21 protein-coding genes and 2 pseudogenes are annotated in these 25725 nt (G+C 52.2%); 10 read left to right on the top strand and 13 right to left on the bottom strand.

Features of this window, described 5'->3' with window-relative positions; translation table 11 throughout:
- The 7 genes from lptB to yrbL all read left to right on the top strand — a co-directional run bounded on the left by lptB (position 1) and on the right by yrbL (position 5153).
- Positions 1-726, top strand: coding sequence for an LPS export ABC transporter ATP-binding protein (gene lptB, locus A7090_RS07770; RefSeq protein WP_105273584.1), 726 nt, complete (start codon positions 1-3; stop codon positions 724-726).
- 47 nt (positions 727-773) lie between these two features.
- Positions 774-2207 carry an RNA polymerase factor sigma-54 gene (gene rpoN / locus A7090_RS07765; protein ID WP_105273583.1) on the top strand — a complete coding sequence of 478 codons (1434 nt, stop codon included), beginning with the start codon at positions 774-776 and terminating at the stop codon, positions 2205-2207.
- Between the two features lie 22 nt (positions 2208-2229).
- Positions 2230-2517 (top strand): ribosome hibernation promoting factor, encoded by a 288-nt coding sequence (gene hpf / locus A7090_RS07760; protein ID WP_001176599.1) that lies wholly within the window; start codon positions 2230-2232, stop codon positions 2515-2517.
- Between the two features lie 117 nt (positions 2518-2634).
- Entirely contained in the window at positions 2635-3126 is a 492-nt protein-coding gene (gene ptsN / locus A7090_RS07755) for a PTS IIA-like nitrogen regulatory protein PtsN (protein WP_105273582.1), read from the top strand.
- Between the two features lie 45 nt (positions 3127-3171).
- On the top strand, positions 3172-4026 hold the full coding sequence (gene rapZ, locus A7090_RS07750) for an RNase adapter RapZ (RefSeq protein WP_000243741.1): 855 nt from the start codon (positions 3172-3174) through the stop codon (positions 4024-4026).
- The gene (npr, locus tag A7090_RS07745; protein WP_000216791.1) at positions 4023-4295 is read left to right on the top strand and encodes a PTS phosphocarrier protein NPr; all 273 of its coding nucleotides are present in this window, start codon (positions 4023-4025) and stop codon (positions 4293-4295) included. The genes rapZ and npr overlap by 4 nt, the downstream gene beginning before the upstream one ends.
- Before the next feature lie 225 nt (positions 4296-4520).
- Positions 4521-5153: a PhoP regulatory network protein YrbL gene (yrbL, locus tag A7090_RS07740; RefSeq protein WP_105273581.1), complete on the top strand. Its 633-nt coding sequence runs from the start codon at positions 4521-4523 to the stop codon at positions 5151-5153.
- On the opposite strand, the gene mtgA is transcribed toward yrbL, so the two are convergent.
- From mtgA to A7090_RS07720, 4 genes and pseudogenes are all read right to left on the bottom strand, one after another.
- Positions 5150-5878: a monofunctional biosynthetic peptidoglycan transglycosylase gene (gene mtgA, locus A7090_RS07735; RefSeq protein WP_105273580.1), complete on the bottom strand. Its 729-nt coding sequence runs from the start codon at positions 5876-5878 to the stop codon at positions 5150-5152. The genes yrbL and mtgA overlap by 4 nt on opposite strands.
- Positions 5875-6528: an isoprenoid biosynthesis glyoxalase ElbB gene (gene elbB / locus A7090_RS07730; protein ID WP_105273579.1), complete on the bottom strand. Its 654-nt coding sequence runs from the start codon at positions 6526-6528 to the stop codon at positions 5875-5877. Before elbB ends, mtgA begins: the two co-directional genes overlap by 4 nt.
- A gap of 229 nt (positions 6529-6757) precedes the next feature.
- On the bottom strand, positions 6758-9094 hold the full coding sequence (gene arcB / locus A7090_RS07725) for an aerobic respiration two-component sensor histidine kinase ArcB (RefSeq protein ID WP_105273578.1): 2337 nt from the start codon (positions 9092-9094) through the stop codon (positions 6758-6760).
- A 95-nt stretch (positions 9095-9189) separates the two neighbouring features.
- Positions 9190-10112: pseudogene (locus A7090_RS07720) on the bottom strand (TIGR01212 family radical SAM protein).
- Positions 10113-10786: 674 nt separating this feature from the next.
- On the opposite strand from A7090_RS07720, the gene gltB reads away from it, so the two are divergent.
- Together gltB and gltD are read left to right on the top strand one after the other, a co-directional pair.
- Entirely contained in the window at positions 10787-15247 is a 4461-nt protein-coding gene (gene gltB, locus A7090_RS07705; RefSeq protein WP_105273576.1) for a glutamate synthase large subunit, read from the top strand.
- A gap of 12 nt (positions 15248-15259) precedes the next feature.
- A complete protein-coding gene (gltD, locus tag A7090_RS07700) occupies positions 15260-16678 on the top strand; it encodes a glutamate synthase subunit GltD (RefSeq protein ID WP_105273575.1) in 1419 nt (472 codons plus the stop codon).
- A gap of 66 nt (positions 16679-16744) precedes the next feature.
- Here the strand turns inward: gltD and nanQ are convergent, their stop codons facing one another.
- From nanQ to nanR, 6 genes are all read right to left on the bottom strand, one after another.
- Positions 16745-17209, bottom strand: coding sequence for an N-acetylneuraminate anomerase (gene nanQ, locus A7090_RS07695; protein WP_105273574.1), 465 nt, complete (start codon positions 17207-17209; stop codon positions 16745-16747).
- On the bottom strand, positions 17206-18081 hold the full coding sequence (gene nanK, locus A7090_RS07690) for an N-acetylmannosamine kinase (RefSeq protein ID WP_105273573.1): 876 nt from the start codon (positions 18079-18081) through the stop codon (positions 17206-17208). Before nanK ends, nanQ begins: the two co-directional genes overlap by 4 nt.
- Positions 18078-18767: an N-acetylmannosamine-6-phosphate 2-epimerase gene (locus tag A7090_RS07685; protein WP_105273572.1), complete on the bottom strand. Its 690-nt coding sequence runs from the start codon at positions 18765-18767 to the stop codon at positions 18078-18080. The genes nanK and A7090_RS07685 overlap by 4 nt, the downstream gene beginning before the upstream one ends.
- Before the next feature lie 47 nt (positions 18768-18814).
- Positions 18815-20305 (bottom strand): sialic acid transporter NanT, encoded by a 1491-nt coding sequence (gene nanT / locus A7090_RS07680; RefSeq protein ID WP_105273571.1) that lies wholly within the window; start codon positions 20303-20305, stop codon positions 18815-18817.
- A 108-nt stretch (positions 20306-20413) separates the two neighbouring features.
- Positions 20414-21307 (bottom strand): N-acetylneuraminate lyase, encoded by an 894-nt coding sequence (gene nanA / locus A7090_RS07675; RefSeq protein WP_105273570.1) that lies wholly within the window; start codon positions 21305-21307, stop codon positions 20414-20416.
- 121 nt (positions 21308-21428) lie between these two features.
- Entirely contained in the window at positions 21429-22220 is a 792-nt protein-coding gene (gene nanR / locus A7090_RS07670; RefSeq protein ID WP_105273569.1) for a transcriptional regulator NanR, read from the bottom strand.
- 368 nt (positions 22221-22588) lie between these two features.
- On the opposite strand from nanR, the gene dcuC reads away from it, so the two are divergent.
- Positions 22589-23956, top strand: a complete 1368-nt coding sequence (gene dcuC, locus A7090_RS07665; RefSeq protein ID WP_105273568.1) for an anaerobic C4-dicarboxylate transporter DcuC — start codon at positions 22589-22591, stop codon at positions 23954-23956.
- A 43-nt stretch (positions 23957-23999) separates the two neighbouring features.
- On the opposite strand, the gene sspB is transcribed toward dcuC, so the two are convergent.
- The 3 genes and pseudogenes from sspB to A7090_RS07645 all read right to left on the bottom strand — a co-directional run.
- Entirely contained in the window at positions 24000-24497 is a 498-nt protein-coding gene (gene sspB / locus A7090_RS07660) for a ClpXP protease specificity-enhancing factor (RefSeq protein WP_105273567.1), read from the bottom strand.
- 5 nt (positions 24498-24502) lie between these two features.
- Complete coding sequence (sspA, locus tag A7090_RS07655; protein ID WP_000257293.1) at positions 24503-25141, bottom strand: stringent starvation protein SspA; 639 nt, start codon at positions 25139-25141, stop codon at positions 24503-24505.
- 376 nt (positions 25142-25517) lie between these two features.
- Positions 25518-25725 (bottom strand): annotated as a pseudogene (locus tag A7090_RS07645) (IS4 family transposase); the annotation flags it as partial.

Here is a 25725-nt window from a genome sequence, read left to right as displayed (position 1 = left end):
ATGGCAACATTAACTGCAAAAAACCTTGCAAAAGCCTATAAAGGCCGCCGCGTGGTAGAAGACGTCAGCCTGACCGTCAACTCCGGGGAAATTGTCGGTCTGCTGGGGCCAAACGGTGCCGGTAAAACCACCACTTTCTACATGGTTGTAGGCATTGTGCCTCGCGATGCAGGCAACATCATTATTGATGATGACGATATCAGTCTGCTGCCTCTGCATGCGCGCGCGCGCCGCGGTATCGGCTATCTGCCGCAGGAAGCCTCCATTTTCCGTCGCCTCAGCGTTTACGATAACCTGATGGCGGTACTGCAAATTCGCGATGACTTGACGGCAGAACAACGTGAAGACCGCGCGAACGAGCTGATGGAAGAGTTTCACATTGAGCACCTGCGTGACAGCATGGGCCAGTCACTCTCCGGGGGGGAACGTCGCCGTGTAGAAATTGCCCGCGCACTGGCTGCGAATCCGAAATTTATTCTGCTCGATGAACCGTTTGCCGGGGTTGACCCGATCTCGGTTATCGATATCAAACGCATCATTGAGCACCTGCGCGACAGCGGCCTGGGCGTGCTGATCACTGACCACAACGTGCGTGAAACACTGGCGGTTTGTGAACGCGCTTATATCGTCAGTCAGGGGCATTTGATCGCCCACGGCACGCCTACAGAAATCTTACAAGACGAACACGTTAAGCGTGTATACCTTGGGGAAGACTTCAGACTCTGATAGGGTAGAAGTTTGCGACGTTTTAGCAGGAGAGTACGATTCTGAACATGAAGCAAGGTTTGCAACTCAGGCTTAGCCAACAACTGGCGATGACGCCACAGCTCCAACAGGCAATTCGTCTGTTGCAGTTGTCGACGCTGGAACTTCAGCAGGAGCTTCAGCAAGCGCTGGAGAGTAATCCGCTGCTTGAGCAAATCGACACTCATGAAGAAATCGACACCCGCGAAACGCAAGACAGTGAAACGCTTGATACCGCCGACGCGCTCGAACAAAAAGAGATGCCGGAAGAACTACCGCTCGATGCCAGCTGGGATACCATCTACACCGCCGGTACACCATCCGGCACCAGCGGTGACTACATCGACGACGAGCTACCGGTCTATCAGGGCGAAACGACGCAGACTTTACAGGATTACCTGATGTGGCAGGTCGAACTGACGCCGTTTTCCGACACCGACCGCGCTATTGCTACCTCTATCGTCGATGCCGTTGATGATACAGGTTATCTCACCGTTCCACTGGAAGATATTCTCGAAAGCATGGGCGATGAAGAGATTGACATCGATGAAGTTGAAGCTGTCCTTAAACGCATTCAGCGTTTTGATCCCGTCGGTGTGGCAGCGAAAGATCTGCGCGACTGCCTTCTGATCCAACTCTCCCAATTCGACAAAACCACACCCAGGCTGGAAGAGGCCCGACTGATCATTGCCGATCATCTCGATCTGTTGGCCAATCACGACTTCCGCACCTTAATGCGCGTCACGCGTCTGAAAGAAGATGTGCTGAAAGAAGCCGTCAATCTTATCCAGTCGCTCGATCCGCGCCCCGGTCAGTCGATTCAAACCGGCGAGCCGGAATATGTCATTCCAGATGTGCTGGTGCGTAAACATAACGGTCACTGGACGGTGGAACTCAACAGCGACAGTATTCCACGTCTGCAAATCAACCAGCACTATGCCTCAATGTGCAATAACGCGCGTAACGATGGTGACAGCCAGTTTATCCGCAGCAATCTGCAGGATGCCAAATGGTTGCTCAAGAGTCTGGAAAGCCGTAACGATACGCTACTGCGCGTGAGTCGCTGTATCGTTGAACAGCAGCAAGCCTTCTTTGAGCAAGGCGAAGAATATATGAAACCGATGGTGCTGGCCGATATCGCCCAGGCTGTCGAAATGCATGAATCGACGATATCTCGCGTGACCACGCAAAAGTACCTGCATAGTCCACGAGGCATTTTTGAACTGAAGTATTTCTTTTCCAGTCACGTCAATACCGAGGGCGGCGGCGAAGCTTCCTCCACGGCGATTCGTGCGCTGGTGAAGAAATTAATCGCGGCAGAAAACCCAGCGAAACCGTTGAGCGACAGCAAGCTAACCTCTTTGCTGTCGGAACAAGGTATCATGGTGGCACGCCGCACTGTTGCGAAGTACCGAGAGTCTTTATCCATTCCGCCGTCAAACCAGCGTAAACAGCTCGTTTGACCCAACTGATAAGGAAGACGCTATGCAGCTCAACATTACCGGAAATAACGTCGAGATCACCGAGGCACTGCGCGAATTTGTTACTGCCAAATTTGCCAAACTTGAGCAATATTTTGACCGAATTAACCAGGTCTATGTTGTACTGAAAGTGGAGAAAGTCACCCACACCTCAGATGCAACACTGCATGTAAACGGTGGTGAAATTCATGCCAGCGCGGAAGGTCAGGACATGTACGCTGCCATTGATGGCTTAATTGATAAGCTGGCACGCCAACTGACCAAACATAAAGATAAACTGAAACAACACTAATTGTCCGGGCAATTAGCATGTGCATGGCGGCCTGTTGTGCGGCACAACGGGCCATTTGTACGGTTAATGCTCCGAGCCTGTTCCCCTGTTTGAGTGGGCAGGTTCTTAGGTGAAATTATGACAAATAATGATACAACTCTACAGCTTAGCAGTGTTCTTAACAGGGAATGTACGCGAAGCCGCGTCCACTGTCAGAGCAAAAAACGTGCCCTGGAAATCATCAGCGAGCTGGCGGCGAAACAACTTAGCCTGCAGCCTCAGGTGGTTTTTGAGGCTATCCTGACGCGGGAAAAAATGGGCAGTACCGGTATCGGCAATGGTATTGCCATTCCGCATGGCAAAGTGGAAGAAGATACTCTGCGCGCCGTTGGCGTTTTCGTTCAACTCGAAACGCCTATCGCTTTCGATGCCATCGACAACCAACCGGTGGACTTACTTTTTGCTCTGCTGGTGCCGGCAGATCAAACCAAAACGCACTTGCATACTCTGTCGCTGGTGGCGAAACGCCTGGCAGACAAAACCATCTGCCGCCGTTTACGCGCAGCCCAGAGCGATGAAGAGCTGTATCAAATCATTACGGATACCGAAGGTACTCCGGATGAAGCGTAGTTATTCGGTAATGTCTCTTTTAGACGTTGTGAGGAGAAACAGTACATGGTACTGATGATCGTCAGCGGACGTTCAGGTTCAGGTAAATCTGTCGCCCTGCGTGCGCTGGAAGATATGGGTTTTTACTGCGTGGATAACCTTCCCGTAGTGTTGTTACCCGATCTGGCTCGAACTCTGGCCGATCGCGAGATTTCTGCCGCCGTCAGCATTGATGTTCGTAATATGCCGGAGTCACCAGAAATATTCGAACAGGCGATGAGTAACCTGCCTGACGCTTTCTCACCGCAACTACTGTTCCTCGATGCCGATCGTAATACCTTAATTCGTCGTTACAGTGACACGCGCCGACTGCATCCGCTTTCCAGCAAAAACCTGTCGCTGGAAAGTGCTATCGATAAAGAAAGCGATCTGCTGGAGCCTCTGCGTTCGCGAGCGGACCTGATTGTCGATACCTCAGAAATGTCCGTTCACGAGCTGGCTGAAATGCTGCGTACCCGTCTGCTGGGTAAACGTGAACGTGAACTGACAATGGTCTTTGAATCTTTCGGCTTCAAACACGGTATTCCAATCGACGCAGATTATGTCTTTGACGTCCGTTTCCTGCCCAACCCACACTGGGACCCGAAACTGCGTCCAATGACCGGCCTCGACAAGCCTGTCGCCGCGTTTCTCGATCGCCACACAGAAGTACACAATTTTATCTATCAGACGCGAAGCTATCTTGAGCTATGGTTACCTATGCTGGAAACCAACAACCGTAGCTACCTGACGGTCGCCATTGGTTGTACCGGCGGGAAGCACCGTTCGGTGTATATTGCAGAGCAACTGGCAGACTACTTCCGTTCGCGCGGTAAAAACGTCCAGTCACGCCATCGTACGCTGGAAAAACGCAAACCATGACTGTCAAGCAAACTGTTGAAATCACTAACAAGCTGGGCATGCATGCCCGGCCTGCTATGAAACTCTTTGAATTAATGCAGGGTTTTGACGCTGAAGTGCTGTTACGTAATGACGAAGGCACCGAGGCTGAAGCCAACAGCGTTATTGCGCTGCTGATGCTGGATTCTGCGAAAGGACGGCAGATTGAAGTTGAAGCAACCGGTCCACAGGAAGAGGAAGCACTGGCCGCCGTTATCGCCCTCTTTAACTCTGGTTTTGATGAAGATTAATCTTCGGCACTCTGCCATTTAAACGCCCTCAAAATCCCCTTTTAGCCCTGCGGGGCAATAAGATAAGCGCGTAGTGAAATCGTTATCAATCAACGTTAATTGTACATTTCGTGCGCTTTTTACTTTCAGGAGAACCTTAAGAAAACCTTAAGAAGCATCGTTGAGGTTTCGTTTAAGTTAATCGACCATACTGGAGACTGTCAGAAAATATTTCCAGGAGATGGCATGATTCGCTTATCTGAACAAAGTCCCCTGGGCACCGGAAGACATCGGAAATGTTATGCGCATCCGGAAGATGCCCAACGCTGTATCAAAATTGTTTACTATCGTGGCGATGGTGGCGATAAAGAGCTCTGCCGTGAGTTAAAGTACTACGCGCATCTTAGTCGCCGGTTAAAAGACTGGAGTGGAATACCGCGTTATCACGGTACTGTTGAGACAGATTACGGAACCGGTTATGTCTACGATGTGATCGCCGATTTCGACGGCAAGCCTTCCATCACCCTGACCGAATTTGCTGAAAAATGCCGTTACGAAGAAGACGTTACACAGCTGCACCAGTTACTGAAACAGCTGAAGCGTTATTTGCAGGATAACTGTATCGTGACGATGTCGCTGAAGCCACAGAATATCCTCTGTCACCGCATCAGTGAGTCAGAGATTATCCCCGTCCTCTGCGACAACATTGGTGAAAGCACGTTGATTCCCCTGGCGACCTGGTCGAAGCGGTGTTGTCTGCGTAAGCAAGAGCGGTTATGGAAACGATTTATCGCCCAACCGGCACTGGCTATTGCCTTGCAGAAAGATCTGCAACCTCGTGAGAGCAAAACGCAGGCCCTCGCTTCGCGCGAAGCTTAATCCAGCTGGTGCTGTTGCATAAACGACTCACCACCTAACTGATACATCTGCCGTAAAATCCACGCCTGACGGCTACGCACGTACCTTGATGGCGCGGAAACGTTGAAACGAAGTGGATTAGGTAATACCGCTGCCAGTAACGCAGCTTCCGACCGGGTCAGTTTGCTCGCGGGTTTATGGAAATAACGTTGTGCCGCAGCGTCAACGCCAAACACACCGTCGCCAAATTCGGCGATATTCAGGTAAACCGTCAGAATACGCTTTTTGCTCCAGACCGTTTCTATCCCCAGCGTTAACCCGGCCTCCAGCCCTTTTCGTACCCAGCTACGCCCATCCCATAAAAAGAGATTTTTGGCTGTTTGCTGAGAAATCGTTGATGCGCCGCGAATACGATGTTCATTGCGCTCGTTGTGCGCCAGAGCTTTCTCAATGGAAACGACATCAAAGCCCCAGTGCTCAGGAAATTTCTGATCTTCTGCGGCAATCACCGCCAGTCCCATCCACGGCGAGATTTGATCCATACTGGCCCAGTCAGAATGCGCCACGTAACAAAAATTGCCATGCAGCCAGGCACTGACCTGCCGCTCGACCATTACCGCTGAGAAGGGGACTGGCGCAACGCTAAACAACACGATGCCCCCGCCCCAGAAAACGGCGAGGACAACCATTAACCGCAGAAGAAAACGGCGAACGAAACTAAACACCGTTAAGCGGCTTTTACTCATTCAGCCAGAACCAGCACACGGGAAACCAGCTTATCAATGCCGCTCGCCGCCTCTGCAATGTTCTGTGCAAGCATATATGCCGGGGTGGTGACAATCTTATTGTCTTCATCAACCACGATATCATCGACCGGACATGGCACATGCTCCGCGCCCATCTCTTCCAGCACTTCTGCGGTATCGATATCAGTACCGATGGTCAAACGCAGCGGGAAATCGAAAATTTTCGGCAGCATCGCTGGGGCAATACACATAAAGCCAAGCGGTTTTCCGGCCTGATGCATCGCTTGCGCCAGCGCCTTTAATTCACGGTCAACGGTGCATTCGCTACCAAGACTGGCAAAATTGCTTAAATTCTTCGCCGCGCCAAAACCCCCCGGCACAATTAATGCATCCAGTTCAGCGGCATCGGCCTGGGCCAGAGGACGAATCTCACCACGCGTAATACGTGCCGCTTCAATCAGCACATTGCGCATTTCCGTCATCGCTTCGCCAGTTAAATGGTTGATAACATCAACCTGCGGCTTATCCGGTGCAAAGCAGACCGCCTGCGCACCGCTGCGTGAAATAGCTAATAACGTCAACACCGCTTCATGAATTTCAGAACCGTCATAGACGCCGCATCCGCTCAGAACTACGCCAATTTTCTTCATTGTGATTACCCTTCCGCAATTGACTAAAACACATTAATTTTTTTAATAAAAATGCTATGCATCACACATTTAACTGATTCACGAAACAAATCATTTAAGTTTTGCTATCTTAACTGCGTGCGGCCTGAAAAACAGTGCTGTGCCCTTGTAACGCATCATAATAATTTACGGCGCAGCCAAGATTACCCTGGTGTTGGCGCAGTATTCGCGCGCCCCGGTCTATCCGGGGTCATTTTTTAGTGGCTTTTGCCACCCACGCTTTCAGCACGTCTACGTCGTGACGCCACTCTTCTTTCATCTCTTCAATCCATTCACCGACGTTATCTTCCCAGGCGGGGAGGTCAGGAGATTGAATTTGCTGACCCAGCTGTTGCAGATGGCGTAACCCCACGGAACCCGCCGCGCCTTTAATTTTATGTCCTTCCTCAACAATGCCTTTTTTATCCTGCGCCGTCAGATTCGACTCCAGCACACTCACATAGCCCGGCATCATCTTCTCAAACACCGCTAACCCATCGGTAATCAGCTTCGGTCCTACAAGTTCGAGATACTGTTCCAGCATGGGAATATCGAGTAATACTTCAGATTTGCTGTTCTCTTCTGTTGTCACCGTGCTCTCCTCATCATCCCGGGTATCCCAGAATTTCTTGATCATCGCGGTTAGCGCCGGAACAGAAAGCGGCTTACTCAGCACATCATCCATTCCAGCATTAAGGTACTCTTGTTTGTCTTTCAGCACATTCGCGGTTAAGGCCACCAGTGGCGGCAAATCCTCGCGAGGATAACGCTTCTTCAGTTCACGAGAGATATCCAGCCCGGTCATATCTGGCAACTGAATATCCAGCAACACCAGGTCGTATTCGCCCGGTTTAAACATTTCCAGCGCCGCCTTGCCGGTCATGGCGACATCAACGCTGTTACCTAATTTTTCCAGCACAGAACGCGCAACAATCACGTTCAGTTCAATGTCTTCCACCAGCAGCACATTCAGCGCCGGTAAAGGCATATCGTCTTCATCAAACGCATCATCTACCTCTTCAGCCACCGACGGGGCGTGGATCGTCAACGTAAAGGTTGAACCTTTACCCTGTTCGCTGGTAACCGTAATATCGCCGCCCATATTTTTCGCCAGACGACGAGAAACGGCCAGACCAATACCGGTGCCGGTGGCAGGCTTACCGCCATGACTGTCTTTCACCTGGTAATACATGGCGAAGATTTTATCCAGCTCATCCTGCGGAATGCCGATGCCGGAGTCTTCCACGTCAAAATGCAGCATATCGCCTTCATCGTAGCGCACACGCACCGTAACCTGACCTTGTTGGGTGAATTTGACGGCATTACTGATGAGGTTCCACAGGATCTGCCGTAAACGCGTCCCATCGGTAATAACCTGATGCGGTAACGGCAGCGTCGGCTCAAGAACGAAACGCAAGCCTTTTTGCTGCGTCTGTAGTGCGGAGAGATTTTCCAGGTCGGCCAGGAAGCTGGTGAAATCAACCGACTGGTTATCAAGCTGAACTTTACGCCGTTCCATCTTATCCATGTCAATAATATCATTGAAAATATTCCCCAAAGTGACGGCGGAAACATGGATGGTTTTGAGATATTTTTCCTGCTCGGCAGTCAGTTCAGTATCCAGCAAGATACGGCTTAAGCCGACGATGCCGTTTAGCGGCGTACGCAACTCATGACTGATGGTGGAGATAAACGTGGTTTTATCTCGGCTGGCGCGTTCCAGCGCATCCTGATAACGCTTACGCTCGGTAATGTCGCGCCCAAAACCCATCAAGCCGTGGCGTTTACCTACGCGGTCGTAGTACGGCACTTTACGGATTTCAAAACAGGCTTTACGTCCGTCGGGATAATCCAGCCACTGTTCATAGGTCAGTGACACATTATGACGGAACACTTTCTCATCGGTTTCAATGACTTTCGCAGCGATTTCTGGCGAGTAAACGTCAGCAGGTTTCAGATGCACCAGTTGTTTTTCGCTTTTCCCGGTTAGCAATTCCATCGCGCGGTTACAGCCGGAAAACTCTTTATCTTCGTTTCGATAAAAAACCAGATCGGGTGAAGCATCAAGGAAAGAACGTAAGAAAGAGGATTGCTGTTCGAGCTGAATTTGCGTCTCTTCGCGCTCTTTAATTTCAATTTTCAGTTGGCCGAAGGTTTCCTGCAATTCTGCTTCTGCTTTTTCACGAACGGCAATTTCCTGATTAAGCTGGGTAATATTGTCTTTTAACTGAACGTTGAGGCTCAAATCACGCTCGCGCATCTCTTCCAGTTTTTGCACCAGGCGTGACAGGCGTTGTCGTGACTCTTCCAGTTGCTCTACGACCACCGAAAGAAAGTAGACTGCCCACGGCGTAATCAACAGACCAAAGAAGATAGAACGAATAACATCAATGCTTTCGACCTGACCATGCAGCACCATGGTTACCGCCATTTGTACCACAATGGCAAGAACGACGAGGGCCAGCGCCAGCAACATTGAGAAGCGCACCAGACCTAACTTCATCATCAGGTCAACATAATACTGCGCCAGCAGACGAATTTGCTTCATTAGGGAATTCCTTCACGACAACCTGCCCCAATAATACCCAATTCTGAAAGTTACGTTATAAATTGTGTGAGAAATGCGGAACGCCCCTCATTGGCCTACGCCGTTGGAGGTAGCCACGGACGTCCCAGCGCCGATCCCTGTACGCCATGCTCATGCAGATAACGGTCCAGCTCGACCATTCCCGTCCAGCGATTTTCACACCACAGCGGAGCAAGCAGCGGCGGGCGCTGGCAGAAATGCGGTGGTAGATAACTTCCGGTGGCGTATGGCGAATCATTTCTCCGGCAGTGAGCGTGTAATCCTCCAGTTCAATACCGTTCAAACGCCCCGCTTCCCAGGCTTTCGCCATAATGCTGCCTTTCACAATATGCAGCGGATGCAGCTTTATACCGTCCACGCCGGTTTCAACCACTCGCTCCAGCGTTTGCAAACATTCAGCCTGCCCTTCGCCTGGCAGGCCGACAATTAAGTGAGAACACACCTTTAGCCCGCGCTGACGTGCCAGCTGGGTTGTACGCTGATAACAGGCAAAATCATGGCCGCGATTGATACGATGCAGCGTTTTGTCGTGGGCGGTTTGCAGCCCCAGCTCCAGCCACACTTCGTAGCCCTGGTCCTTATATTCGCAAAGCAGATCCAGCACCGCATCCGGCACGCAGTCCGGGCGGGTTCCAACACACAAACCGACAATATTGGCCTGGCTCACCGCCTGCTGATACATAGAACGCAGCACCTGAACTTCCGCAAAGGTGCTGGTATATGCCTGAAAGTAGGCCAGATAGCGTTTAGCGCGGTTAACTAAACTCGCCTGGTGCGCCAGTTGTTCGGCAATGGAGCGGTGTTGCTGCGCTTCGTCGGCGAACGAGGCAACATTACAAAATGTGCAGCCACCGCGCCCGATGGTACCGTCACGGTTAGGGCAGCTAAAACCGCCGTGCAGCGTCAGCTTATGCACCTTTTGCCCATAACGACGGGTGAGATCCCCACCAAACATATTGACTAATTTCTGTAACTGCATAATCTGATAGACTGCGCCTTGAAAAGAGGCCAAAGCCTGCCATTTTTAGTTCAATTCGGCGATGACCTGGATCAATCGCCCCGCCCTGCTTTTACCATCTGCATAATCAATCAAAATTACCGAAATTTCATGCAGAGTCACCTGAATCACTTTTGCTTATCTTGTCTCAGATTTTTTTATCTCCTTATGGTTTTTAGGCAAAAACAGTAGCATGAAACGCTATTACCAATTAAAGCAGTATAAAATGCTGGTTTTCTCGTCAGTTCAAGGCAGGATAAGGGTTAACGAGCCTTCATGACAGTCAGGAATTGGCTGTTTCCCTAACGACTCCCCTTTTAACCTTAATTAACAAATCCATTTTAATTTCAATAAATTAACAAAGAACTTTGCGCTAAAGCACATTTCTGTACCAATAAGCTTGCCATTTGACCTGTATCAGCTTTCCCGATAAGTTGGAAATCCGCTGGAAGCTTTCTGGATGAGCAGTCTGCTCATCATATTTATGCAGTAATTGAGATCCCCTCTTCACCGTATTAACCGATGCGAAAAGGACAACAAGGGGGCGAATGCGAGGCGCGCGTATGAGACGCAACCCCCGTCGCCACGCTCTTTCTGTGCCCGTGCGCAGCGGTTCGGAAGTGGGGTTTCCGCAGAGCCTGGGGGAGGTTCACGATATGTTGTACGATAAATCCCTTGAGAGGGATAACTGTGGTTTCGGCCTGATCGCCCACATAGAAGGCGAACCTAGCCACAAGGTAGTGCGTACTGCAATACACGCACTGGCCCGCATGCAGCACCGTGGTGCGATTCTCGCCGATGGTAAAACCGGTGACGGTTGCGGCTTGCTGTTACAAAAACCGGATCGCTTTTTTCGCATCGTTGCGCAGGAGCACGGCTGGCGTTTAGCAAAAAACTACGCCGTCGGGATGCTCTTCCTGAATAAAGATCCTGAACTCGCCGCTGCCGCACGCCGCATTGTTGAAGAAGAACTGCAACGCGAAACGTTGTCGATTGTGGGCTGGCGTGATGTCCCCACCAACGAAGGCGTGCTGGGTGAAATCGCCCTCTCCTCTCTGCCACGCATTGAGCAAATTTTTGTGAACGCCCCGGCAGGCTGGCGTCCGCGCGATATGGAGCGCCGTCTGTTTATCGCCCGCCGCCGCATTGAAAAGCGTCTCGAAGCCGACAAAGACTTCTACGTCTGTAGCCTGTCGAATCTGGTGAACATCTATAAAGGTCTGTGTATGCCGGCAGATCTGCCGCGCTTTTATCTGGATCTTGCGGACCTGCGTCTGGAATCGGCCATCTGCCTGTTCCACCAGCGCTTCTCCACCAACACCGTACCGCGCTGGCCGCTGGCGCAACCGTTTCGCTACCTGGCGCATAACGGTGAAATCAACACCATTACCGGTAACCGCCAGTGGGCACGTGCGCGTACTTATAAATTCCAGACGCCGCTTATCCCTGATCTGCACGACGCCGCACCGTTCGTCAACGAAACCGGATCAGACTCCAGTTCCATGGATAACATGCTGGAACTGCTGCTGGCGGGCGGGATGGATATCATCCGCGCCATGCGTCTGTTAGTGCCACCCGCCTGGCAGAATAACCCGGATATGGACCCGGAACTGCGCGCCTTCTTCGACTTTAACTCCATGCATATGGAGCCGTGGGATGGTCCGGCGGGCATCGTGATGTCCGATGGTCGCTTCGCTGCCTGTAACCTCGACCGTAACGGTCTACGTCCGGCGCGCTACGTCATCACCAAAGATAAGCTCATCACCTGCGCCTCTGAAGTCGGCATCTGGGATTATCAGCCTGACGAAGTGGTCGAAAAAGGTCGCGTGGGACCGGGCGAACTGATGGTGATCGACACTCGCAGTGGGCGCATTCTGCACTCGGCAGAAACCGATGACGACCTGAAAAGCCGCCATCCATATAAAGAGTGGATGGAGAAAAACGTCCGCCGTCTGGTGCCGTTTGAAGATTTGCCTGATGAAGAAGTGGGTAGCCGCGAACTGGATGACGACACGCTTGCCAGCTACCAGAAACAGTTTAACTACAGCGCGGAAGAACTGGATTCGGTGATCCGCGTGCTGGGCGAAAACGGCCAGGAAGCCGTCGGTTCGATGGGCGATGATACCCCGTTTGCCGTGCTCTCCAGCCAGCCGCGCATTATTTACGACTACTTTCGCCAGCAGTTTGCCCAGGTCACTAACCCGCCAATCGACCCGCTGCGTGAAGCGCATGTTATGTCGCTCGCCACCAGCATCGGTCGTGAAATGAACGTATTCTGTGAAGCAGAGGGCCAGGCGCACCGTTTAAGCTTTAAATCGCCGATCCTGCTCTACTCCGATTTCAAACAGCTCACGACGATTAAAGAGGAGCACTACCGCGCAGATACACTGGATATCACCTTTGACGTCACTAAAACCACGCTCGAAGCAACTGTCAAAGAACTGTGCGACAAAGCCGAAAAAATGGTACGTAGCGGCACCGTGCTGCTGGTGCTCTCCGACCGGAATATCGCTAAAGATCGCCTGCCGGTTCCGGCCCCGATGGCAGTTGGCGCAATCCAGACCCGTCTGGTCGATCAAAGCCTGCGTTGCGATGCCAACATCATCGTCGAAACCGCCAGCGCCCGCGACCCACACCACTTCGCCGTGTTGCTGGGATTCGGCGCGACGGCTATTTATCCATACCTTGCCTATGAAACGCTGGGCCGCCTGGTAGACACCCATGCGATTGCCAAAGATTATCGTACCGTGATGCTCAACTACCGTAACGGCATCAACAAAGGTTTGTACAAAATCATGTCCAAAATGGGCATCTCCACCATCGCCTCTTACCGCTGCTCAAAACTGTTCGAAGCGGTCGGTCTGCACAATGATGTTGTGGATCTGTGCTTCCAGGGCGCAGTCAGCCGTATTGGTGGGGCAAGCTTTGAAGACTTCCAGCAGGATCTGCGGAATCTGTCGAAACGAGCCTGGCTGGCGCGTAAGCCCATCAGCCAGGGTGGACTGCTGAAATATGTGCATGGCGGCGAATACCATGCCTACAACCCGGACGTGGTGCGCACGCTGCAACAGGCGGTACAAAGCGGCGAGTACAGCGACTATCAGGAATACGCAAAGCTGGTTAATGAACGTCCGGCTACCACGCTGCGCGATCTGCTGGCAATTACGCCGGGTGAAAACGCGGTCAATATTGCTGATGTTGAACCGGCAAGCGAACTGTTTAAACGCTTCGACACCGCCGCAATGTCTATCGGCGCGTTAAGCCCGGAAGCCCACGAGGCGCTGGCAGAAGCGATGAACAGCATCGGCGGTAACTCGAACTCCGGTGAAGGTGGTGAAGACCCTGCCCGCTACGGCACCAACAAAGTCTCGCGCATCAAACAGGTCGCTTCCGGTCGCTTCGGTGTTACTCCGGCGTACCTGGTCAATGCCGACGTCATTCAGATTAAAGTCGCCCAGGGCGCGAAGCCGGGCGAAGGCGGTCAGTTACCGGGCGATAAAGTCACTCCTTACATCGCCAAACTGCGCTATTCAGTGCCGGGCGTGACGCTGATCTCCCCGCCGCCGCACCACGATATCTACTCTATCGAGGACTTAGCGCAGCTTATTTTCGACCTCAAGCAGGTTAACCCGAAAGCGATGATCTCCGTGAAGCTGGTTTCCGAACCAGGCGTTGGCACCATCGCGACTGGCGTGGCGAAAGCCTATGCCGATTTAATCACCATCGCAGGCTATGACGGCGGCACCGGCGCAAGTCCACTTTCATCAGTGAAATACGCAGGCTGCCCATGGGAGCTGGGGCTTGTTGAAACGCAGCAGGCGCTGGTTGCCAACGGCTTGCGTCATAAGATTCGTTTGCAGGTTGATGGCGGCCTGAAAACCGGCGTTGATATCATCAAAGCAGCAATTCTTGGCGCGGAAAGCTTTGGCTTCGGTACCGGTCCGATGGTGGCGCTCGGCTGTAAATATCTGCGTATTTGCCACCTGAACAACTGCGCCACCGGTGTAGCAACTCAGGATGACAAACTGCGTAAGAATCACTATCACGGCCTGCCGTTCAAGGTGACGAATTACTTTGAGTTTATCGCCCGTGAAACCCGCGAGCTAATGGCACAGCTGGGCGTAACACGTCTGGTGGATCTGATTGGTCGCACCGACCTGCTTAAAGAGCTGGACGGTTTCACCGCCAAACAGCAGAAACTGGCGCTGTCGAAGCTGCTGGAGACTGCCGAGCCGCATCCAGGTAAGGCGCTGTACTGTACCGAAAACAACCCGCCGTTTGATAACGGCTTGCTGAACGCGCAGTTGCTGCAACAGGCGAAACCATTTGTCGATGAACGCCTGAGCAAAACCTTCTGGTTCGATATTCGCAACACCGACCGTTCTGTCGGCGCGTCGCTTTCAGGCTATATCGCGCAAACGCACGGCGACCAGGGGCTGGCAGCCGATCCGATCAAAGCGTACTTCAACGGCACTGCGGGCCAGAGTTTCGGCGTGTGGAACGCGGGCGGCGTAGAGCTGTATCTGACGGGCGATGCCAACGACTATGTCGGTAAAGGCATGGCTGGCGGCCTGATTGCCATTCGTCCTCCGGTTGGCTCGGCCTTCCGCAGCCATGAAGCAAGCATTATCGGCAACACCTGCCTGTATGGCGCAACCGGTGGTCGTCTGTATGCCGCAGGCCGCGCGGGTGAACGTTTCGGCGTGCGTAACTCCGGTGCTATCACCGTGGTAGAAGGTATTGGCGACAACGGTTGTGAATATATGACGGGCGGTATCGTCTGTATTCTGGGTAAAACCGGCGTTAACTTCGGCGCAGGCATGACCGGCGGCTTCGCTTACGTTCTCGATGAAAGCGGTGATTTCCGCAAACGCGTTAACCCGGAATTGGTGGAAGTGCTGAACGTTGACTCCCTGGCGATCCATGAAGAGCATCTGCGTGGTCTTATCACCGAGCATGTTCAGCATACCGGTTCCCAGCGTGGTGAAGAGATTCTGGCGAACTGGTCAACCTTCGCCACTAAATTTGCGCTGGTTAAACCGAAGTCCAGTGATGTAAAAGCACTGCTGGGTCACCGTAGTCGTAGCGCAGCAGAGTTGCGCGTGCAGGCGCAGTAAGGGGTAGCAACAATGAGTCAGAATGTTTATCAATTTATCGACCTGCAGCGTGTTGATCCACCAAAGAAACCGCTGAAGATCCGTAAAATTGAGTTTGTTGAAATTTACGAGCCGTTTTCCGAAGGCCAGGCCAAAGCCCAGGCTGACCGCTGTCTGTCGTGCGGCAACCCATACTGTGAGTGGAAATGCCCGGTACATAACTACATCCCGAACTGGCTGAAGCTCGCCAACGAAGGGCGTATTTTTGAAGCGGCAGAACTGTCGCACCAGACCAACACTCTGCCGGAAGTATGCGGACGTGTCTGCCCGCAAGATCGTCTGTGCGAAGGTTCCTGCACCCTGAACGATGAGTTTGGCGCGGTGACCATCGGCAACATTGAGCGTTATATCAATGATAAAGCGTTCGAAATGGGCTGGCGTCCGGATATGTCCGGCGTGAAACAGACCGGTAAAAAAGTGGCGATTATCGGCGCAGGCCCGGCAGGTCTGGCGTGTGCGGATGTCCTGACGCGCAACGGCGTAAAAGCGGTCGTCTTCGATCGTCACCCGGAAATTGGCGGCCTGCTGACTTTCGGTATTCCGGCCTTTAAGCTGGAAAAAGAGGTAATGACGCGCCGCCGTGAAATCTTCACTGGTATGGGTATTGATTTCAGACTCAATACCGAAGTGGGCCGCGATGTACAGCTGGACGATCTCCTGAGAGATTACGATGCCGTGTTCCTTGGCGTCGGGACTTATCAGTCAATGCGCGGCGGGCTGGAAAACGAAGATGCCGATGGCGTGTACGCAGCGCTGCCGTTCCTTATCGCCAACACCAAGCAGTTAATGGGCTTTGGCGAAACCCGCGAAGAACTGTTCGTCAGCATGGAAGGCAAACGCGTGGTAGTCCTTGGCGGTGGAGATACCGCGATGGACTGCGTGCGTACTTCCGTGCGCCAGGGAGCGAAGCACGTAACCTGTGCCTATCGTCGTGACGAAGAGAATATGCCAGGTTCCCGCCGCGAAGTAAAAAACGCGCGGGAAGAAGGTGTTGAGTTCAAGTTTAACGTCCAGCCGCTGGGTATTGAAGTGAATGGCAACGGTAAAGTCTGCGGCGTGAAAATGGTGCGTACCGAAATGGGCGAACCGGACGCTAAGGGTCGCCGCCGTGCGGAGATCGTTGCCGGTTCCGAACATATCATCCCAGCAGACGCGGTGATCATGGCGTTTGGTTTCCGTCCACACAGCATGGAATGGCTGGCGAAACACAGCGTCGAGCTGGATTCGCAAGGCCGCATCATCGCACCGGAAGGCAGCGACAACGCCTTCCAGACCAGTAACCCGAAAATCTTTGCTGGTGGCGATATCGTCCGTGGTTCCGATCTGGTCGTTACCGCCATTGCCGAAGGTCGTAAAGCGGCAGACGGCATTATGAACTGGCTGGAAGTTTAAGCGTGGTAACAATGAATTCGCCAGACAGTGTCTGGCGAATTTCTAAAACGAATTATCCAGATAATTTTAAGCCATTAACTCAGCCTTAACCTTCACGACCACCTTTTTAATCTCACCAGGCTCGCCAACAACGCATCCCGGCTTATGCGGCTCTCCTGGCATAAACACGGCGAACATTCCCGGTTTCAGGATGATGGCTTGCTCGTTTTCAATGGTGCTGCAAAGCTGGTAATCATCTTCATGGTGGAACTCTTCACACTGGCGCGCTGTGCCTGCCATGCCAAACAGAATCCGTTCCTCACCGTTTAATAACAGCTGGATATCAATGTATTGCTGGTGCAATTCCGCTTTTTTCTCGACGGGCGATTGAGTGTTAAACGTCATGACATTCATAAAGATATTGTCACCCTGTAATTCGTAACGACCCGGTGCTTTTTCTTGCGGTCTGGCGGCTAAGGCGAGTGTTAACGCATCCTGTAACGCAGGATGCAATCCGGCAGACGGTAATGACCGTACTTCACCCATCATCATAATTTTTCTCCCTGGGCCAACAGCGCAGCCCCAAGTAAACCTGCATCATGGCGGTAGTGCGCCGCCAGTAAATCAACATGAAATGCCGCTGGCTCCTGCGCCAGATACGTTTCCACCAGCGCCAGATACCCTTCTGCCAGACCAACGCTGCCACCGACCACTACGCACTGGCAATCAGTTGTGGCTTTAATATCAGCGATCAGCCTTGCCAGCGCATGTGCGGAGCGGTGAATCAGTTGCTGCGCTTGCTTATCGCCCTGCCCGGCGCGTGTGAAAATGGTTTTCGCATCCGCGCCTGCCAGTTCGCCCTGCGCCGCCGCCGCAATGCCGCGACCAGAAGCAATCGCCTCCACGCAACCTGTGCGTCCACACCCGCAGACCGGGCCGTGCGGATCGGCAAGTGTATGCCCGATATGCCCCGCCAGCCCACCTGGGCCGGTAAGCAGTTTGCCGCAGCTCACCACGCCGCCGCCAACGCCGGTGGAAACGGTGATAAACACCATATCGCTTATATCGCCTTCCAATGCCTGATACTCCGCCCATGCTGCGGCCTGTGCATCGTTAAGCGCAATGGTCGGTAAATCGGTAAGTTGTTCCAAAGTTCTGACTAACGGAAAGTGTAGCAATCCACCGAGATTATGCGGATTCAGCGCCAGCAAGCTGCCGTCACGAATAATGCCGGTTGAAGCGATGGCGACCTGCTGCGCATGAGCTTGCAACGGAGAGACTAATACGGATAAGGCGTCACGCAGGGCTTCTGGTGTCTGGCTGGCTGGCGTAGGAAGTTCACGGCGGTCGCGGATCTGCCCGTCAGCGCTAATCAGCGCGGCGGCAAGTTTAGTACCGCCGATATCAATCGCCAGTGTGGTCATAGCACCGCCTTTTTCATCGCTGTGTTGTACCACTGACAAATGTGTTCAAGACGTGTGATAGCAGAACCTACCGTCACCGCCCACGCACCGTGACGCATTGCGTCTGCCGCCTGCGCTGGCGTGTTGTAACGCCCTTCGGCAATCACCCGACATCCGGCGTCGCTCAATGTTTTCACCAGCGCCAGATCCGGCTCTTCTGGCGTTTCAGGCGTGGTATAGCCAGAAAGCGTAGTACCAATAATTTCGGCCCCCAGCTTTTGGCAAGCCAGGCCATCTTCCGGCGTTGAACAGTCGGTCATCGCCAGTAAACCGTGATGGTGGATACGTGCCAGCAGTGTTTCAACAGGCACCGGACGCGCTCGGTCAGTACCGTCAATCGCGATAATGTCCGCGCCCGCCTGTGCCAGCGCATCGACGTCTTCAATATAAGCAGTAATGCGTACCGGAGAATCCACCAGATCGCGTTTTACAATCCCGATAATTGGCACGCTCACCACCGCACGCGTGGCTTGCAGGTTTGCCACACCTTCGATGCGAATAGCGACTGCGCCCGCCTGCTCTGCCGCTAATGCCATGGCAGCGACGATTTCTGGTTTATCGAGCGGGCTGTCTGGAACCGGCTGACAGGAGACGATCAAGCCACCGTTAGCAGCGATTTTTTTATCCAGTTGTGCAAGTAACGACATACATCTTCCCTTAGCGAAAGGCCCGGTGCAGAGACCGGGCAACAGGATTAACTTTTGGTTTTGACTAAATCGTTTTTAGCGCTGCCAAATGGCACGGCACCGCTAAATGGTTTGCCGTCGATAGCGTCATGAGTACGCAATGCTTCCGGGCGCAGCCAGCGCTGAACGCGGGAAGGCATATCCAGACCAATCAGCAGGATCACCACAAATGTCAGACTGAACGAGAGCGATGCCAGCGCAGTACCCAGATCCAGACGTTGAGCGATCAACGCGCCGAGGATTGGGGCCAGTGCGCCGCCCAATGCGCCAACGTTGTAGGTAAAGCCCAGGCCCGCTGCACGCTGGTCGGTATCGAAATAACCGCCAATCAGTTTCGGTAAGATCCCGGCGATCCCTTGTCCAAGCATTTGCTGGAAGAACAGTAACAGTCCGAGCACCCAGACGTTTGCGCCGCCAATCGCAAATACCGGAATAATCAACAGCTGCGAGGCCAGCAGGCTACAAACGTACGCTTTGCGAGTTCCCAACCAGTCACCGAGGAAGCCACCGACGCAGCAACCCACCGCCGCGCCAAAGCCACTAAAGAACAGCACATTGGCGACAGTATGGGGGTTATAAGCCAGATCGGTTTTCAGATACGTTGGCAGCAGCGCCTGAATCGGCCATGAGTAGAGAAAGGCAAATAACACAACCACCATCAGCATCACGCCCGTTGGCCAGCGTTTGCCCGTACTCTGCACCATAAAGCTAATAAAGATTGCGGCGCATAACAGCCCGAGAACAGCGACGATTGCGGCATTTTGCAGGTTACCGGCGAAGCAGAACCACAGCGCAGTAGCCGCCGCCAACGTCATCACGATATTGGCAATGCGATGTTCACCACGGTAGAGAATATCCACCATTGTGCGTACCGGTGCTTTACCTGCGTGCTTTTCTTTCCAGTCTTCTGCTTCCGGGATGTTTTTACGCAGCCAGAGAGCAAAGATGATTGGCAAAATGCCGATAAAGAACAGCGCACGCCAGCCCCAGACCGGAACCACCAGGCTGTAGACCTGAGCGGCAACGACAGCCCCCACAGAGAAGCCGGAAATCAGAAAGCCACTGGCTTTGTTACGCAGATGTTTGGGCCAGCTTTCAATGACATAGGTGGCACTGGAGCCGTATTCACCCGCCATCCCCATGCCGATGACCAGACGAGCAATAAACATGGTGATGTAGCCTGGCGCAAAGCCGCAGGCCAGCGTCCCGGCTGAGAAGAGAACGATGCTGGTGACCATTGCCAGACGACGCCCGTAGCGGTCCCCCATAGCGCCGAGCATCAGGCCGCCGAACCAGCGAGAGATAAAGGCTGCGGAGATCAAACTTGCAGCCTGTACCGTCGTCAGCCCGAATTCACCTTGCACTTCAGTGAGCACCAGGGCGATTAAAACAAAATCAAAACCGTCAAGCAGATATCCCAACCAGGCAGCGGAAAATGCCCGCCATTGTGCGCGGTTGAGATGGCGATACCACGGGATATTCTGGATTGTAGTACTCATTGTGAGTCTCCCGCGGTGGGCGATGCCCACACGCTTTGGTTTGAAAATTGTAGGGTACAGATGCGTTTATTTCCCCTCACCCGGTAGGGGCGAGCAAGGGGAAAAAACTCACCCGCGCTCTTGCATCAACTGCTGGGCCAGTGCCTTCAATTCTGGCAGATATTTTTCGTCTACCGGACCAAACGGTTTGCGGCACAGCGGCACAGACACGACATCCATATAGTGCAGAACAGTTTTCAGGCCGCGGAATACGCCCGTTTTGATCAGCAGATCAATGACTTTATTACATTCGGTTTGTAGCTTCTGCGCGGTCTGGATATCGCCTTCTTTCAGCGCCTTCACGATCCCCTGATAACGCCAGCCCATAATGTTGTAGGTACTGCCGATACCACCATCAGCGCCCGCCAGCAGGCCGGAGGCGAAGATTTCGTCGTAACCGTTATAGAGCACCAGATCCGGATGTTCACGACGGATCTGTTCCATCTGATAGAGATCGCCAGAGGTTTGTTTCAGGGCACCAACACCTGGCAGCGTAACCAGTGTGTTGATCTGATCCAGGGTCAGTTTTACCCCGCTCAGGGCGGGAATGTTGTACACAACCATCGGCAAACCATCTGCCGAATCAATAATTGCCCGATAGTGATCGCAGTGTTCTTCAAAGCTGAAAAGATAATAGAACGGTGTGACGGCGGAGACGGCATCGAAGCCATAACGTTTAGCCGATGCCGCAAGTTGTTGGCTTTCGGCGGTGCTGACGCAACCGACGTGAGCGATGAGTTTAATCTTACCTTTCGCCTCTTCGGCGACAATTTCCAGTACCTGTTCACGCTCGGAAAGACTTTGTACAAAGGCTTCGCCGGTTGAACCGCCCACATATAAACCGTCGATGCCCTGCTGAATATTGAACTGAACCAGGCGACGCAGACTCGCTTTATCCAGTGCTTGTTGTTGGTCAAAAGGAGTCAGGAGTGCAGCCATTACGCCACGTAAATTCGTTGCCATAAATACCTCGGAAGTGATGCTTGTCTGATAAACGACATACCTTTATACCTGTTATACCAGATCGATTAAGCAACACCCCATACAGAAAGCTTATAATGCGATCTGCTTCACTAAAGTGGCATTATTTCTTTTTGTTGGTGGTCTGACCGAAGGCATGCCAGGTAGCAGAGACGCTGTTGAGATGCGATTGCAACGCACGATCGGCTTCGTCGGGATCATGACGACGGATCGCATCAACGATCGCAATATGCTGTTGATAGCTAACGTTGTTATGTTCGTGCAGCGCCTGATCGGTAACCGTTGGACGCGCGGCAATCAGCCAGTCGAGCAGTGCAACGTGGATCGCCATGAAGATTGGGTTTCCTGGGATCTCTGCCAGCACGCGGTGGAAATCAACGTCTGAACGAATGAATGCCGCGTTGTTATCCAGCGACTGACTGTTGATCTCCAGCGCTTTTGCCAGCAAATCGATTTGCTCATCGGTGGCATGTTCAGCCGCATAACGCACCAGGCTGGACTCAAAGAACAGACGTAATTGTTCGAAATGGGCAATCCCGCCAGGATGAGAAAGGAAATCTTTCGCCATGCCGGAAAGCTCGCCGATGATGGTGTCCGCAGAAGGACGGGAGACGCGAGCGCGTTCGCCGTTGTTTATTTGCACCAGACCTTTGCGTTTTAACGCTGCCAGCGCTTCGCGCACAGAAGGACGCCCGACGTTAAAAAACGCCATCAGTTCGCGTTCAGACGGTAATTGTTCACCTTCGCTAAATTCACGACGGCGAATCATCTGTTCCAGCTCTTCTTCCACCATTTCGGAGAGTTTTTTACGCGCCAGCGGGCGGCTACGCAAATTGCGACCAATTGCAGGTGAAGAATCTTCAGTTTGCGAATCAAATGCGTTCATAAAGCCCATTCTGTAAGGTCAGTGTGATTAATATCATCAGTGACATCCTATCACAGGATTGAAAGTAGGGGGAAATGGCGGTTTTTTCTCTTTGTACCTCATCATTATCATAATTAACTATTGTGAAAAATTAATGTAACGCAGATAAAAACATCCCGATTGAATTATTCATAAGACTATTCACAGACATTATGATTATTATGAATGTGTTCTTGCCAAACAATCATAAATGCATATTTTTTAATGAAAAATCCCCTCAACCACAATTTAAAAATACGACACCAGCACCATAAATAGCCTTGCAAAAAATATAACATCATTGTTTTCAATCTGCCGTTTATGGGATTGACCGTTTTCTTTTGACACGGAGTTCAACAATGTTCGGCATAATTATATCTGTCATCGTATTAATTACGATGGGCTATTTGATCCTGAAAAACTACAAACCTCAGGTGGTACTGGCTGCCGCAGGTATCCTCCTGATGATGTGCGGTGTCTGGTTAGGGTTTGGTGGTGTACTCGATCCCGCCAAAAGCAGCGGCTACTTGATCGTCGATATTTATAATGAAATTCTGCGTATGCTATCCAACCGCATTGCCGGGTTGGGGCTGTCGATTATGGCGGTGGGCGGTTATGCCCGCTACATGGAGCGCATAGGAGCCAGTCGCGCGATGGTGAGCTTGTTAAGCCGCCCGTTAAAACTCATTCGCTCGCCGTATCTTATTCTGTCGGCCACTTACGTCATCGGCCAAATCATGGCGCAGTTTATTACCAGCGCCTCCGGTCTGGGTATGTTGCTGATGGTCACCTTATTTCCGACGCTGGTGAGTCTGGGAGTAAGTCGCCTCTCTGCGGTGGCGGTTATCGCAACCACAATGTCCATTGAGTGGGGGATTCTGGAAACGAACTCTATTTTTGCTGCCCAGGTAGCAGGAATGAAAATCGCCACTTACTTCTTCCACTACCAGCTTCCGGTCGCCTCTTGCGTCATTATCTCGGTGGCGATTTCCCACTTTTTCGTGCAGCGCGCTTTTGACAAAAAAGATAAAAATATCAATCAAGAACAGGCAGAGCAAAAAACTCTCGATAATGTCCCGCCGCTCTATTACGCCATTTTACCGGTAATGCCGCTAATCCTGATGCTCGGCTCGCTGTTTCTCGCCCACGCCGGGCTGATGCAGTCAGAACTGCATCTGGTGGTGGTGATGTTACTGAGTTTAACGCTGACGATGTTTGTTGAGTTCTTCCGCAAACATAACTTGCGCGAAACAATGGACGATGTGCAGGCGTTTTTTGACGGCATGGGTACACAGTTTGCCAACGTGGTAACGCTGGTGGTCGCGGGTGAAATATTTGCGAAGGGCTTAACGACGATTGGCACTGTCGATGCGGTTATCAGAGGCGCGGAGCATTCTGGTCTGGGCGGTATTGGTGTGATGATTATCATGGCGCTGGTCATTGCTATTTGTGCCATTGTGATGGGCTCAGGCAATGCGCCGTTTATGTCATTTGCCAGTCTTATTCCAAATATCGCAGCCGGACTACACGTACCAGCGGTGGTTATGATTATGCCAATGCATTTTGCCACGACGTTAGCGCGCGCGGTTTCGCCGATTACTGCAGTGGTGGTCGTTACGTCAGGAATTGCCGGCGTTTCACCTTTTGCGGTGGTGAAGCGGACAGCGATCCCTATGGCAGTCGGTTTCGTGGTGAATATGATTGCCACAATCACGCTTTTTTATTAAGCCATTAAAAAGACAAAACAGGCCGCCAGGGCCTGTTTTTGTTTTACTTCACAACGCGTAATGCCGGTCGACCACCGCGTGGTGGCTGCGGAGGTTCATCGTCAGGATGAGTGTCATCATCGTGATCTGGCTTGTCGCCATCAATAACTGACATAACGGTTTCGTTGTCTGCCGATGCCGCTTCATCATTCATGATACTGGCATCTTCATCGTAGGCAGCTTCAGGCTCAAACATCGTGCCTGCGCCATTTTCACGGGCATAGATAGCCAGTACGGCAGCCAGCGGCACAGAAACCTGACGCGGAATGCCACCAAAGCGCGCGTTAAAGCGCACCTCATCATTCGCCAGTTCCAGATTGCCGACAGCACGCTGCGCAATGTTGAGTACGATTTGCCCGTCACGCGCATATTCCATAGGAACCTGCACGCCAGGGAGCGTCACATCCACCACCAGGTGCGGCGTGAGCTGGTTATCCAGCAACCACTCATAGAATGCACGCAGCAGATAGGGACGACGTGGTGTTAGCTGTGACAAATCCATACAGATTAACTCCGGCCCAGACGCATTTCACGTTCTGCTTCAGTTAAAGAAGCAAGGAAAGAGTCACGCTCAAAGACGCGGGTCATATAGCCTTTCAGCTCTTTCGCCCCCGGACCGCTGAACTCGATACCCAGTTGCGGCAGACGCCACAGCAGCGGAGCAAGGTAGCAATCGACCAGGCTGAACTCATCGCTCAGGAAGTACGGCTTCTGACCGAAGACCGGCGCAATCGCCAGCAGTTCTTCGCGCAGTTGCTTACGTGCGGCATCTGCTTCAGAAGCTGAACCGTTGATGATGGTGTTCATCAGCGTGTACCAGTCTTTCTCGATGCGATGCATGTACAGACGGCTTTCACCGCGAGCTACCGGGTAAACAGGCATCAGTGGCGGATGCGGGAAACGCTCATCCAGATATTCCATAATGATGCGAGATTCCCACAGGGTCAGCTCACGATCCACCAGGGTCGGAACGCTCTGATTCGGGTTGAGGTCAATCAGATCCTGAGGCGGATTGTCCTTTTCCACGTGTTCGATCTCGAAACTTACACCTTTCTCAGCCAGCACAATGCGGACCTGATGGCTATAGATGTCAGTAGGACCGGAAAACAGCGTCATTACCGAACGTTTGTTGGCAGCGACAGCCATGAAAACCTCCAGGTATAGTCAGAATTTTTACTGCTACCAGCCACCGCGTGGCCAGTCAGAAGTTGCGTCACCCATCTGCGAATGTGTCATCATTGTTTAAAAATAAAACAAAAAATGAGCAATACCCGACATTTGGGCAGAAAATTGGATGATAGTTTACCAGATTTTGCGGCCTTTGTGGTGAGTCGATGCCAGAAATGGGGAAAAAGAGATATTCCTTAGTTTGAAATGGTTGACTTAGTCCCTTATCGGCGATGTTTTTGTTTTACCTGCCTGTCAGGCGGCAGCAAAAAGCAACTTTCCATTTTTTACGCTGATTCAGGTTTTAGCCATAAAAAAACCCGCCGAAGCGCTGAGGGATCCCCATAAATCAGCGCTAATAAACCAACACCATATTCTGGTAGGTTTTGGCGAGATGATTAAGAACTGTGCTTAGCACTGTTCGTCTTAAAATTAGCGGGGAGTGTCGTAAGACATTCTTCGCTAACGTCAGATACGAGATTACCCGCCGTGCTTTAATGCTGTTGGCCTGATATCTCAGATGTAATCCTTTGTTTTCAGCATGATAGCCAATAAGCCACAGT

It is taken from the genome of Escherichia sp. MOD1-EC7003 (assembly GCF_002965065.1).
Lineage (GTDB): Bacteria > Pseudomonadota > Gammaproteobacteria > Enterobacterales > Enterobacteriaceae > Escherichia.
This window is presented reverse-complemented; position numbering and strand designations above follow the sequence as displayed.